This is a genomic window from Bordetella genomosp. 9 (assembly GCF_002261425.1).
In the GTDB taxonomy this organism is placed as follows: Bacteria; Pseudomonadota; Gammaproteobacteria; order Burkholderiales; family Burkholderiaceae_B; genus Bordetella_C.
Window position 1 is genome coordinate 1,663,833 of sequence record NZ_NEVJ01000003.1, and the last position, 12,146, is coordinate 1,675,978.

General features: G+C 66.9%; 11 protein-coding genes. 4 read left to right on the top strand and 7 right to left on the bottom strand.

All coding sequences use genetic code 11. The annotated features are described in order from the left end of the window. The first annotated feature begins 61 nt into the window (after window positions 1-61). The 4 genes from cphA (CAL26_RS18685) to CAL26_RS18700 all read left to right on the top strand — a co-directional run bounded on the left by cphA (CAL26_RS18685) (window position 62) and on the right by CAL26_RS18700 (window position 6,209). The gene (gene cphA, locus CAL26_RS18685; protein ID WP_094848289.1) at window positions 62-2,677 is read left to right on the top strand and encodes a cyanophycin synthetase; all 2,616 of its coding nucleotides are present in this window, start codon (window positions 62-64) and stop codon (window positions 2,675-2,677) included. Window positions 2,678-2,722: 45 nt separating this feature from the next. After that, window positions 2,723-5,305 (top strand): cyanophycin synthetase, encoded by a 2,583-nt coding sequence (gene cphA, locus CAL26_RS18690; RefSeq protein WP_094848290.1) that lies wholly within the window; start codon window positions 2,723-2,725, stop codon window positions 5,303-5,305. Between the two features lie 337 nt (window positions 5,306-5,642). After that, window positions 5,643-5,804, top strand: a complete 162-nt coding sequence (locus CAL26_RS18695; protein WP_066353213.1) for a DUF1328 domain-containing protein — start codon at window positions 5,643-5,645, stop codon at window positions 5,802-5,804. 60 nt (window positions 5,805-5,864) lie between these two features. Then, a complete protein-coding gene (locus CAL26_RS18700) occupies window positions 5,865-6,209 on the top strand; it encodes a BON domain-containing protein (protein WP_094848291.1) in 345 nt (114 codons plus the stop codon). Window positions 6,210-6,212: 3 nt separating this feature from the next. On the opposite strand, the gene CAL26_RS18705 is transcribed toward CAL26_RS18700, so the two are convergent. From CAL26_RS18705 to phbB, 7 genes are all read right to left on the bottom strand, one after another. Further along, window positions 6,213-7,085 carry a PhzF family phenazine biosynthesis protein gene (locus CAL26_RS18705; protein ID WP_094849962.1) on the bottom strand — a complete coding sequence of 291 codons (873 nt, stop codon included), beginning with the start codon at window positions 7,083-7,085 and terminating at the stop codon, window positions 6,213-6,215. A gap of 34 nt (window positions 7,086-7,119) precedes the next feature. Next, on the bottom strand, window positions 7,120-8,505 hold the full coding sequence (locus CAL26_RS18710; RefSeq protein WP_094849963.1) for a 4Fe-4S binding protein: 1,386 nt from the start codon (window positions 8,503-8,505) through the stop codon (window positions 7,120-7,122). 88 nt (window positions 8,506-8,593) lie between these two features. Continuing rightward, the gene (locus tag CAL26_RS18715) at window positions 8,594-9,478 is read right to left on the bottom strand and encodes an FTR1 family iron permease (protein ID WP_094848292.1); all 885 of its coding nucleotides are present in this window, start codon (window positions 9,476-9,478) and stop codon (window positions 8,594-8,596) included. A 27-nt stretch (window positions 9,479-9,505) separates the two neighbouring features. Then, on the bottom strand, window positions 9,506-9,856 hold the full coding sequence (locus CAL26_RS18720; protein ID WP_094849964.1) for a cupredoxin domain-containing protein: 351 nt from the start codon (window positions 9,854-9,856) through the stop codon (window positions 9,506-9,508). Then, on the bottom strand, window positions 9,856-10,392 hold the full coding sequence (locus CAL26_RS18725; RefSeq protein WP_094848293.1) for an iron transporter: 537 nt from the start codon (window positions 10,390-10,392) through the stop codon (window positions 9,856-9,858). The genes CAL26_RS18720 and CAL26_RS18725 overlap by 1 nt, the downstream gene beginning before the upstream one ends. 388 nt (window positions 10,393-10,780) lie before the next feature. Beyond that, window positions 10,781-11,341, bottom strand: coding sequence for a polyhydroxyalkanoate synthesis repressor PhaR (gene phaR / locus CAL26_RS18730; RefSeq protein WP_094848294.1), 561 nt, complete (start codon window positions 11,339-11,341; stop codon window positions 10,781-10,783). A gap of 66 nt (window positions 11,342-11,407) precedes the next feature. Further along, window positions 11,408-12,145 carry an acetoacetyl-CoA reductase gene (gene phbB / locus CAL26_RS18735; RefSeq protein WP_094848295.1) on the bottom strand — a complete coding sequence of 246 codons (738 nt, stop codon included), beginning with the start codon at window positions 12,143-12,145 and terminating at the stop codon, window positions 11,408-11,410. Window position 12,146 lies beyond the last annotated feature (1 nt).

Here is a 12,146-nt window from a genome sequence, read left to right on the forward strand (position 1 = left end):
CCAACCGTACGAAGCCCAGGAATTCTTCCGTTCGCCATCGGAATTTTCGGCAAATTAGAACATGAAAAAGAAAGACATTGAATTTCTCGATGTCGTGGCTTTGCGCGGCCCGAACATCTGGACGTACCGCCCCGTCCTGGAAGCCTGGGTCGATATCGGCGAACTGGAGGACTATCCGTCCAACACCATCCCCGGTTTCTACGAGCGGCTGTCCACGTGGCTGCCCACGCTGATCGAGCACCGCTGCAGCCCGGGCGTGCGCGGCGGGTTCCTGCAGCGCCTGCGCGAAGGCACCTGGCCCGCGCACATCCTGGAACACGTCACGCTGGAACTGCAGAACCTGGCCGGCTTGCCCGGCGGCTTCGGCAAGGCCCGCGAAACCGCCACGCGCGGCGTCTACAAGGTGATCGTGCGGGCCTGGCAGGAAGACGTCACCCGCGCCGCGCTGGCCGAAGCGCGCGAGCTGGTCATGGCGGCCATGGAAGACCGCCCCTTCGACGTGGACGCCACCGTCGAACGCCTGCGGGACATGGTGGACCGCCATTGCCTGGGCCCCAGCACCGCCTGCATCGTCGATGCCGCGGACGACCGCGACATTCCCTATATACGCCTGTTCGAAGGCAACCTGGTCCAGATGGGCTATGGCGCGCGCCAGCGCCGCATCTGGACGGCGGAGACCGACCGCACCAGCGCCATCGCCGAAGGCATCTCCCGCGACAAGGACCTGACCAAGCGCCTGCTGGCCGAATGCGGCGTGCCGGTCCCGGAGGGCCGCCTGGTGGAATCGCGGGAACAGGCCTGGGAAGCCGCGCAGGACATCGGCCTGCCGGTGGTGATCAAGCCTTATGACGGCAATCATGGCCGCGGCGTCTTCACCAACCTGAACAGCTATGAAGAGGTCAAGGCGGCCTACGCGGTGGCCGAGGAAGAAGGCAACGGCGTCCTGGTCGAGCGCTTCGTATCCGGCAACGAACACCGCCTGCTGGTGGTGGGCGACCGCATGGTGGCCGCCGCGCGCGGCGAACCGGCCTGGATCGTCGGCGACGGCGTCCATACCGTCGAAGACCTGATCGAGCTGCAGATCAACACCGACCCGCGGCGCGGCAGCGATGAAGACTGCCCGCTGAACAAGGTGCGGCTGGACTCCGCCGCCCGCCTGGAAATCGCCCGCCAGGGCCTGGCCGCCGACAGCGTGCCGCCGGCCGGGCAGGAAGTGCTTATCCAGCGCAACGGCAACGTCGCCTTCGACGTCACCGACCTGGTGCACCCCGAAGTCGCGCACGCGGTCACGCTGGCCGCGCGCATCGTCGGCCTGGACGTGGCGGGCGTGGACCTGGTGGCCGAGGACATCTCGCGCCCGCTCGACGAACAGCGCGGCGCCATCGTCGAAGTCAATGCCGGTCCGGGGCTGCTGATGCACCTGAAGCCGGCCGATGGCCAGCCGCGACCCGTCGGCCGCGCCATCATCGACCATCTGTTCCCCGATGGCGAGGATGGCCGCATCCCGGTCGTCGGCGTCACCGGCACCAATGGCAAGACCGTGGTCGCGCGGCTGACCGCCCGCATGCTGCAGCTGGGCGGCAGCTACGTGGGCCTGGCCTGCAGCGAAGGCCTGTACTTCAACCAGCGCCAGGTCGAAAAAGGCGATCGCGGCGACTGGGCCACCGGACGCCGGGTGCTGATGAACCGCTCGGTCGACGCCGCGGTCATCGAGAACAGCAGCAGCGTGATCCTGCGCCAGGGGCTGGCCTACGATCGCTGCCAGGTGGGGATCGTCACCAACCTCGATGGCGGCGACCATCTGGGCGAGCACGACATCCGCGACCTGGACGGCATGTACAACGTCCTGCGCACGCAAGTCGACGTGGTGCTGCCCACCGGCGCCGCCGTCCTGAACGCGCGCGACGAACGCGTGGTCGAACTCGCCACGCTGTGCGACGGCGACGTGGTGTTCTTCGGCCTGGATCCGCGCCTGCCCGCCATCGCGTCGCACGTGGCGCTGGGCAAGCGCGCGGTCTACGTGCGCGATGGCCACGTGGTGCTGGCCGAAGGCACCAGCGAACAACGGGTCAGCGAACTGGCGTCGATTCCGCTGACGGTGGGCGGACGCATCGACTTCCAGGTGGAAAACGTATTGGCCGCGGTTGGCGCCGCCTGGGCGCTGGGCGTGCCGGCGCACATCATCCGCGTCGCCATCGAAACCTTCGACATCGACCGCGGCGATGCGCCGTGGCAGTTCACGGCCGTCGAACGCAAGGACGCCACCGTGGTGGTGGACGGCGCCCACAACGCGTCCGCGCTGCGCGCCTTGATCGCCGCCGCCGAACGCTTCCCCGCCAAACGGCGCCGTGTCGTCTACGGCGCCGGCAAGGACCGCCGCGACGAAGACCTGCTGGAGCAGGGAACCCTGCTGGGCAAGGCCTTCGATGAAATCGTGCTGTACGACGATGCCACCGTGCCGTCGAGGCGGCCGGCGGGCCAGGCCCGCGCGCTGTTGCGCGAAGGCGCGTCGCAAGGCGGCCGGGCCGCCGCCATCGTCGACCAGCCGGACCACGCCACCGCGATGCGCGCGGTGCTGGACAGCGTGCTTCCGGGCGATCTCGTCATCCTGCAGTGCGATGAAGGCAGCGCCGAGCCTTCCCTGAATTTGTTGCGCCACTGGATACAACAGAACTGAGGACATGGCGGCGCCGCCTTGGCGCGCCGACCGACAGGAACCCGCATGGAAGTCTCCCGCATACGCGCACTGCGCGGCCCCAATCTGTGGAGCCGCAATACCGCCATCGAAGCCATCGTCGCCTGCGACGACCAGGAATGTTCGATCGAGCGCCTGCCGTCCATGGAACCCCGCCTGCGCGCGCGCTTTCCGCAGCTGGGCCCGCTCAGCCCCGAAGGCTATGCGGGGACCGTGTCGATGGCGCACGTGCTGGAACAGGTGGCGCTGCTGCTGCAGGCGCATGCCGGCTGCCCGGTCACCTTCAGCCGAACGTCCGCCACCATAGAGCCGGGCGTGTTCCAGGTGGTCGTCGAATACAGCGAGGAAGAAGTCGGCCGGCTGGCCTTCGAGCTGGCCGAAAAGCTGTGCCTGGCCGCGCGCGAGGACGCGCCCTTCGACCTGGCCGACGCCCTGCACCGCCTGCGCGAACTGGATGAAGACATCCGCCTGGGGCCCAGCACCGGCGCCATCGTCCATGCCGCCGTCGCGCGCGGCATCCCCTATCGCCGGCTGACGCAAGGCAGCATGGTGCAATTCGGCTGGGGCTCGCGGCAACGCCGCATCCAGGCCGCGGAAACCGACCGCACCAATGCGATTTCCGAATCGATCGCGCAGGACAAGGACCTGACCAAGATGCTGCTGGCGGCCGCCGGCGTGCCGGTGCCGCTGGGACGCACCGCGTCCAGCGCCGATGACGCCTGGGCCGCCGCGCAGGAACTGGGCGGGCCGGTCGTCGTCAAGCCGCGCGACGGCAGCCAGGGACGCGGCGTCGCCGTCAATATCGAAACGCGCGAACGCATCACGGCCGCGTACGCCGCGGCCGCGGAGATCAGCCGCGACGTCATCGTCGAGCGCTACATCCCCGGCCATGACTTCCGCCTGCTGGTGGTGGGCGACACCCTGGTGGCCGCCGCGCGCCGCGATCCGCCGCAGGTATCCGGCGACGGCGTGCATACCGTGCGCGAGCTGATCGACCAGGTCAACCTGGACCCCTTGCGCGGCGACGGCCACGCGACGTCACTGACCAAGATACGCATCGACGACATCGCCGTCGCCACGCTGGCCAAGCAGGGCTACACCGTGGATTCCGTGCCGCCCACCGGCGCGCGCGTGGTCCTGCGCAACAACGCCAACCTGAGCACCGGCGGCTCGGCCACCGACGTGACCGACGAAGTGCATCCCGAGCTCGCCGCGCGCGCGGTGACCGCGGCGCGCATGATAGGCCTGGACCTGTGCGGCGTGGACGTGGTCGCGGAAACGATGCACCTGCCGATGGAAGAACAGCGTGGCGCCATCGTCGAAATCAATGCCGCGCCCGGCTTGCGCATGCATCTGACGCCTTCCTTCGGCAAGGGCCGCGCGGTGGGCGAAGCCATCATCTCGAACATGTTCGCCGACGGCGAAGACGGCCGCATCCCCGTGGTCGCGGTCGCCGGCACCAACGGCAAGACGACCACGGTGCGCCTGACCGCGCACCTGATCGGCCAGGACGGCACGCGCGTCGGCATGACGAATTCCGATGGCGTCTATATCGGGCCGCGCCGCATCGACACGGGCGACTGCAGCGGTCCGCGCAGCGCGCGCAGCGTACTGGGACATCCGGACGTCGACGCGGCCGTGCTGGAAACCGCGCGCGGCGGCATCCTGCGCGAAGGCCTGGCCTTCGATCGCTGCAACGTCGCCGTCGTCACCAACATCGGCATGGGCGACCACCTGGGCCTGGGCTACATCAGCACGGTCGAGGACCTGGCGGTGGTCAAGCGCGTCATCGTGCAGTACGTGAAGCCGTCGGGCTATGCGGTGCTGAACGCGGCCGATCCCATCGTCGCGGAAATGGCGGCCAGTTGCCCGGGCGGGATCATCTACTTCGCGCTGGATGGCCATCATCCGCGCATGAACACCCATCGCGCGCAGGGCGGCCGCGTCGTCTATCGCGACGGCGCGCACCTGGTCGCGGCGCAGGACGGCAGGACGGAAAAGATCGCACTGGCCGATATTCCCTTGACGCGCGATGGCGTCATCGCCTTCCAGGTGGAAAACGCGATGGCCGCGATCGCCGCGGCCTGGGCGCTGGAAACGCCCTGGGCGCAAATCCGCCAGGGCCTGCAGACTTTCATCAATGACGCCGCCACGGCCCCTGGCCGCTTCAACGTGTTCAATTACCGGGGCGCGACCATCATTGCCGACTATGGCCACAATCCCGATGCGATCGGGGCGCTGGTCCAGGCCGTCGAAGCCATGCCGGCCACGCGCCGGTCGGTGGTGATCAGCGGCGCCGGCGACCGCCGCGACGAAGACATCCGCCGCCAGACGGAAATCCTGGGCGAAGCCTTCGACGACGTGCTGCTGTACCAGGATCAATGCCAGCGCGGCCGCGCCGATGGCGAGGTCATCGCGCTATTGCGCGAAGGACTGCGCAACGCCAGCCGGACCAGCTACTCGACCGAGATCAATGGCGAGTTCGTCGCCATCGACGCGGCGCTGGAGCGGCTCCAGGCCGGAGACCTGTGCCTGATCCTGGTGGACCAGGTCGAAGAAGCCCTGGCCCATATCGCCATGCGCGTGGCGGAGACCCGCGCCACGGCTTGAAGTCGCTTGCCGAACCCGACTCGGGGCGTCGCCCTGGGCCGGCGCGCGCCCATTCAAGCGGTATCCACCCTGCCTGCGGAGCCGCATCCGGCAGCATGTAACGGGGTCTCGTCAAAACAACGCCAAGGGTTGCGCATTTGTAACAGCGGTGCCCTCTTGCGCCGGATTCGCTGAGCAGCGCAATGCTGCTTACATTTGCCCACATCCCGGTTTGACCCTCCCCAGCGGCGCCACGTAGCGTATGCATAACCCGAACGCCAGGGCACACCGTCCTGGATCGTGGCCACTGCCGGGACCGCCGTGCGATCCCGACGTTTTTCCGACTCGGGAGGCAATCATGCTGTATTACGCCGCTGTTTTCTTCGTTATCGCCATCATCGCCGCCGTGCTGGGCTTCGGTGGGATCGCCGCCGGCGCCGCCGGCATCGCGAAGATCCTGTTCATCGTGTTCCTGGTCCTGGCCCTGCTGTCCGTGCTGGGCGGCGTGTTCCGACGATAGTCGGGACGGGACCCCGCTTTCGCTGGCCACACCCTAGCTGAACCCACAAGGAGAACTCTAATGCGTACTCGTCAAATCATCGTCGCCGCCGTCCTCGGCCTGAGCACCGCCGCCCTGCCGGCCGCCTATGCGGCCGACAATATGAGCAGCGACGGCAAGCCCAAGCAATCCGTGGGTGAATACGCGTCCGATACGGTCGTCACCACCAAGGTGAAGGCCGCCATCGTCGCCGACAAATCGCTCAGCGCCCTGGATATCGCGGTGGAAACCAACAACGGCGTGGTCACGCTCACCGGTACGGTGGCGACCTCCGCGCAGAGCGACCAGGCCACCCACGTGGCGCGGGGCGTGGAAGGCGTCAAGCAGGTCAAGAACAACCTGAAGGTCGACGCCTCGAAGAAGTAAGCCTCAGGGCAGCGTTATCGTCCCGCTGCCCAGTTCCAGCACTCGGCCGGATACGCGCACTTCCCGGCCGGGTGTGACTTCCAGCCCAAGAAAGCAGGGACGGCTGACAGCCTCGCCTTGCTCGACTTTTGCCCGCAGCGGCAGCTCCCGGCGCGTCGCGATGACCCAACCGCCCAGGTTGGCGCAGGCCGAACCGGTGCCCGGATCCTCTACCGCCCCGCCCCCCGGACTGAGAAAGAAGTAACGCGCGACCACACGGTCGGCGCCGTCCTTGTCGCGCCCGTCGAAGGCGAACAGGTACATGACCTTGCGGCCGGACTTGCTGGCTTCCCACTGCGCGAGCCGAGCGCCATCGGGCCGGGCGCGCCGCACGGCGTCGGCGGATTTCAAAGGCACCACCAACTGGTGCGCTCCGGTGTCCACCCAGACAGGCGCGGCCAGCAGGTCGTCTTCATGCAGGCCGACATTGGCCGCGATCGCGGCGGCCGGCTGCGCCGGCGCGTTGGTTTGCGGCGTGCCGCCGCCCGGCGCCGCCAGGGTCCAGGTATCGCCGCGCGCCTGCACCGGCACCACGCCCGCCAGCGTTTCCAGGGTCAGGGTATCGCCCGTTCGCGCCAGGGCGCGCACCACCTGCGACGTTCCCAGGGTGGGATGGCCGGCGAACGGCATCTCGGAACCCGGCGTGAAGATGCGCATGCGCGCGCTGGCCGATGCCGACGGCAGGATGAAGGTGGTCTCGGACAGGTTGAACTGCAGCGCCAGCGCCTGCATTTCATCGTCGCTCAGGCCACGGCCATCTTCGAAGACGCACAAGGGATTGCCGCCGAAAGTGCTTTCGGCGAAGACGTTCAGGATGCGGAAGCGATAGGTTCTCATGCGCGCCATACTACGCCATGGCAGAGCAGGCGCACTACCAGGTGACGAAGAACAGCACCCAGGCATAGCAGAACGGCGCCAGGCCAGCCGCGAACACCAGCCACGCCGCCAGCCTGCGTCCGGGCGACGGCGTACGCCGCGCAATGACGCGCCAGGCCAGCCGCAGCGTCCATGCCACCGCCAGGCTCAGCAGGGCGAACCGCAGGGGATTCGCCCACATCGCCTTGACGCCTTCGTGCTTGAGCAGCGTGATGGTGGTGGCCGACAAGCCCAGGAAGACGCCGATGCCGGCGGCCGGGATCAGCGGCTGGGCCAGCTTGTGCAGCCCCGCGCCGCCCCAGCGCGTGCGGCCCGGCACCGCCGGCAACACGCGGTCGGCCAGCCACAGGGCAGCGTAGATCGCCCCGCCCACGACGGCCGTGGTGGCCGCGATGAAGAACAGGATGCTGGCGCCATCGAGCCAGGAAAAGCTGTCGTTGACGTCCGGGTAATGCGTCAGGATGAACCATGGCGCGTTGTCCAGCAGCGGCCAGGTGATGTCGCGCTCGATCAGCCAGGTCGCGGCGGCCTGCTTGAGCGTCACGAACCAGGGGCTGGCGCTCCACAGGAAGGCGCCCATGGCGATGCCCATCATGCCGAACACCACCAGGACGGTCTGCCAGACGTCGCCGTCGGCCACTTCGACGATTTCCGCTTCGGGCGAGCGCGGCGTCAGGGCGATGGCGCCGCGATAGCCGCTGCAGCGTCCGCACATATGGCAGTCGCCCGCGCCCTTCATGTGGCGCAACGGCACCAGCGGCGCGCAATTGACGGACTGTATGCGTATGACGGGGTGCCGCCAGGCTTCCTCGTTGACCTTGAAATGCCAGGGCGACAGCTTGGCCAGCAGGTTGAATACGCCGTTGACCGGGCACAGGTACTTGCACCACACCCGCTTGCTGCGGCCGTAGCGCCAGCCCACCACCATGGCGGCGGCAGTCGAACCGCCCAGCACCGCCAGCACGGCCAGCGGGTACTGGTACACGCTGACCAGCTGGCCGTAAATGGTGGTCAAGGCAAAGGCCACGAAGGGCCAGCCGCCCCAACGCATCCAGCGAGGGATCGCCAGGCCCTTGCCCCGCTCGCTGGCCCACTCGGTCAGCATGCCTTCCGGGCAGAACAGGCCGCACCAGGCGCGACCCATGATGGGCATGGACACCAGCACGAACGGCCACCATATGCCCCAGAAGGCGAACTGCGCGACCACCGTCAGGTTGTTGAACACGGATGCGGTGTTGTCCGGCAGCGGCATGGCCGCCGGCACGACCAGCAGGAAGACGTACAACGCAACGATGCCCCACTGCAGCTTGCGCAGCAAAGGAGCATGGTCACGAAGGAAATCGGCCACGCGGGCGGTTGTCCGCGCCACTGCTACAGCCATCGGCATTACCTTTACAGATACTTCCTGGATGCCCGGAATGCCGGCGCGGCCCGCGAGCGGGACGTCGCCGTGCGAATAACGGGCGCCATTATCGCGTGTTGGCGGCAGTATTGCCGGACGCCGTGTTGGCGGCGCCTGACGCGGCGACGGCGCGGGGCGCCGCCGGGCGTACCCGGCTCAGCAGTGCCCACACCACGATCCAGTACGCCACCCACACCAGCACCGTCGTCAGCGCGGGATAGGCGCGATAGCCCGCGAAGTCGGCCAGCACCTTGCCTATGCCACTGCTGTCGTCCAGCAGCCAGCTGCTGTCCCAGATGGGATCCACCAGCGGCGGCACGACGCCCAGCGAAATCAGATGATCCAGGCCGCCCACCAGCAGCGAGCCAGCCAGCAACAGCAGCAGGATTTCGGTCACCCGGAAGAAACGCCGCCAGGTGATCAGCTTGCCGCCCAATTGCAGCAGCCAGAACGTCAGCAGGGCCACGGCGAATCCCGCCAGGCCGGCCAGGCTCAGCAGCCAGCCGCTGGCGCCGCCCGCCCCCGCCGACACCGTGCCGTACAGGAACACCACGGTTTCGCTGCCTTCGCGGGCGACGGCGATCATCACCAGGATCAGCAGGCCCCACCAGTTGTCGCTACGGACCGAATCGCGCGCGCCGCTTTCCAGCTCGCCCTTCAGCGTACGGCCGTGCTTTTTCATCCAGAAGACCATCTGCACGACCAGGGCGCAGGCGACCAGCGCCATGCCGGCCTGGAACCACTCCTGCCCGGTGTCGGACAACCACGACGATACGCCCAGCAGCACCAGCGCCAGCGCCACGGCCAATCCCAGGCCGGCCGCCACGCCGCCCCACAGATAGGGCAGCCCGCGCCGGCCTTCCGGCGTGGCGCGCAGCCACGTATACAGGATGCCCACGACCAGCAGGGCTTCCACGGATTCGCGCCAAACGATAAAAGAAACCTGTTCCATGACACCGCCGGGGCGCGCGCGCCCCGTTCAATCCTTGGGTTTAACGACCAGCGTGCCTTTGACGTCCTGGTGGAAATCGTCAAAGAACGGGTATTCGCCGGGTCGCGAAATGGTGATCACGACAAAGGACTTCACGCCGGGCCCCAGCACTTTTTCCTTGCGCAGCGGAATGCTCTCGAATTCCACGGGCTCGTTGCTTTCGTTGCTGAGCTCTATCTTGAAGCGGCCCGCCGGGACTTCCAGCCGCGCCGGCTCGAACGTGCCGTTCGGCTTGAACGTCAGCTGGAAAGTCGGCAACTCGTCGGCGCGCGCGGGTCCCGCCGCGGAAAGCAGGACCAGCGCGATCGCGGGCAGCCATGCGCGGGCAGGCGCCATGATCAATACCCGCCCTTCTTGCCGGTACCGGCGAAGACGAATTCGTAGTCCAGTTCGAAGGGCTGGAACCACGGGCCGACGCCGGTTTCCTTGTCGATGTGGCGGCCGAAGTGGCTGTGCGAATCGGCGGTGGGCGGCGCGATGAGGAACTTCAGCTTGTACTTGCCGGGGCCTTCCAGCTTGACGTTATCGCCGTAGTGCGGACCGTCGTTGGCGACCATGGGCATCAGCATGCCCTTCTGCACGTTATTGCTGCCGACCTTCTGGAGTTCGAAATTGACCACCAGGTAGGGCATCCATTCGCCTTCCGGGAAGCCGGTGGGGTTGTTCGCCGTGGCGTGGATATCGGCTTCCAGGTGGATGTCCGAATCCTTGGCGGGACGCATGACGCCGGGAGGATCCATCTCGATGGGCTGCAGGTACACCGCGCCGATTTCCATGCCGCCCTTTTCCGCGGGCTTGCCGATAGGGTATTCCGCCGCATGGGCGGCGCCGTAGAGCATCAGGCCGGCGGCCAGGACGAGGGCATGTTTGATCATCGAATTTTCCTTCCGGCGTACTCGCGCCGTCACGCAACCGTAAAGATGAAAGGATAGGCAAAAGCAAGCATGAATGCAAACAAGAACCGTTTTCATGCTTACATTCAACGGCTGGCGCGGCGCCGGCGACGGTCGCGGGAGCGACAAGCTGCGGATAGGACCTGGATAAGCCCGCGGGGTTCCCCCGGGCTGGTGGAGCGTGTGCCACGCGGCATCGGAGGGTGCCGGATACCCGTCAGGGCCCGGCGGCATGTCCGAGGATCCTGACCGGTGGATGCCTGGCGGGGTGGATCCCCTGCCCGGCATCCTGGCCGGGCACCCCTGGCCGGGCACCCCTAGCCGGGCGCCCCTGGCCGGGCGCCCCTCGCCAGGCGCCCCCGCCCTGCGCCTACTTGCGGTTGCCCTGCGGGGCGCCCGGGAATGGGAACGTGGAGAACATGGACCGCGTCTGGTCCTGCATCTTGTCCTGCATCTGCACGAACAGGTTCTTGCTCTGTTCGATGTAGCTGTTCATCATGTTCTGCATCATCGGGGCCTGGCCGTTCATGAACTGGGTCCAGGCCTCCGGCCCGAACTGGTTGCCGTACAGCCCCTTGGACTGCTCGGCCATGCGCTCCTGGATTTCCATGAACGCCTGGATGTTCTTCTCCAGATACGAGCCCATGATGCCCTGCATGGCGTGCCCGTAGAAACGGATGATCTGCGCCAGCATGTTCGACGAGAACATGGGCACGCCGCCGCCCTCTTCTTCCAGGATGATCTGCAGCAGGATGCTGCGGGTCAGGTCGTCGCCGCTTTTGGCATCGACGACCTGGAAGGACTCATTGGCAAGCACCAGCTGCTTGACGTCCGCCAGGGTGATGTACGTGCTGGTCTGCGTGTCGTACAAGCGGCGGTTCGGGTATTTCTTGATCAGGCGCGTACTGCCGCCTGCTTGGGCTTGCGTCATGGTTGTCCCCTGCTGGGTCGATCGTGTTGTACTTATGGTGGGATGTCGGTGGTTAGGGAATGCGGCTCAATGCATGTGCAAGCCGCCGTTCAACGAAAAGTCCGCGCCGGTGGCGAAGCCCGATTGGTCGGACGCCAGCCACGAAACCATGGAGGCGATTTCCTCCGGCGTGCCCAGGCGCCGCACGGGTATGGTCGCGACGATTTTTTCCAGCACGTCGGGGCGGATGGCACGCACCATGTCCGTACCGATATAGCCCGGCGACACGGTATTGACGGTCACGCCCTTGCTGGCCACTTCCTGCGCGAGTGCCATGGTAAAGCCATGTATCCCGGCCTTGGCCGTGGAATAGTTGGTTTGTCCGAACTGGCCTTTCTGGCCGTTGACCGAGCTGATGTTGATGATACGGCCCCACTGCTTGTCCACCATCGGATCCAGCACCTGCTTGGTCACGTTGAACAGGCTGTTCAGATTGGTGTCGATCACCGTGCGCCAGTCGTCCAGCGACATCTTGCGGAACAGGCCGTCGCGGGTGATGCCGGCGTTGTTGACCAGCACGTCCACCGTGCCGTAGTCGGCGCGTACTTTTTCAAAAGCCTGGACCGTGGAATCCCAATCCGACACGTTGCCGACGGACGCATGGAAGGTATACCCCTGGGCCGCCTGTTCGTCCAGCCACTGTTGGTAGTTGCGGCTGGGGCCGCAACCCGCGACGACGACGAAGCCGTCCTTGGCAAGCCGCTGGCAGATCGAAGTGCCTATGCCGCCCATCCCGCCCGTCACATATGCGAGTTTTCCGCTCATC

What these genes read in the sequence shown, in the direction of transcription:
- cphA (WP_094848290.1), top strand. Translation starts at nt 2,723, where the DNA reads ATGGAAGTCTCCCGCATACGCGCACTGCGCGGCCCCAATCTGTGGAGC.
- CAL26_RS18725 (WP_094848293.1), bottom strand. Translation starts at nt 10,392, where the DNA reads ATGATCAAACATGCCCTCGTCCTGGCCGCCGGCCTGATGCTCTACGGC.
- CAL26_RS18695 (WP_066353213.1), top strand. Translation starts at nt 5,643, where the DNA reads ATGCTGTATTACGCCGCTGTTTTCTTCGTTATCGCCATCATCGCCGCC.
- CAL26_RS18700 (WP_094848291.1), top strand. Translation starts at nt 5,865, where the DNA reads ATGCGTACTCGTCAAATCATCGTCGCCGCCGTCCTCGGCCTGAGCACC.
- CAL26_RS18710 (WP_094849963.1), bottom strand. Translation starts at nt 8,505, where the DNA reads ATGGCTGTAGCAGTGGCGCGGACAACCGCCCGCGTGGCCGATTTCCTT.
- CAL26_RS18715 (WP_094848292.1), bottom strand. Translation starts at nt 9,478, where the DNA reads ATGGAACAGGTTTCTTTTATCGTTTGGCGCGAATCCGTGGAAGCCCTG.
- cphA (WP_094848289.1), top strand. Translation starts at nt 62, where the DNA reads ATGAAAAAGAAAGACATTGAATTTCTCGATGTCGTGGCTTTGCGCGGC.
- CAL26_RS18705 (WP_094849962.1), bottom strand. Translation starts at nt 7,085, where the DNA reads ATGAGAACCTATCGCTTCCGCATCCTGAACGTCTTCGCCGAAAGCACT.
- phaR (WP_094848294.1), bottom strand. Translation starts at nt 11,341, where the DNA reads ATGACGCAAGCCCAAGCAGGCGGCAGTACGCGCCTGATCAAGAAATAC.
- phbB (WP_094848295.1), bottom strand. Translation starts at nt 12,145, where the DNA reads ATGAGCGGAAAACTCGCATATGTGACGGGCGGGATGGGCGGCATAGGC.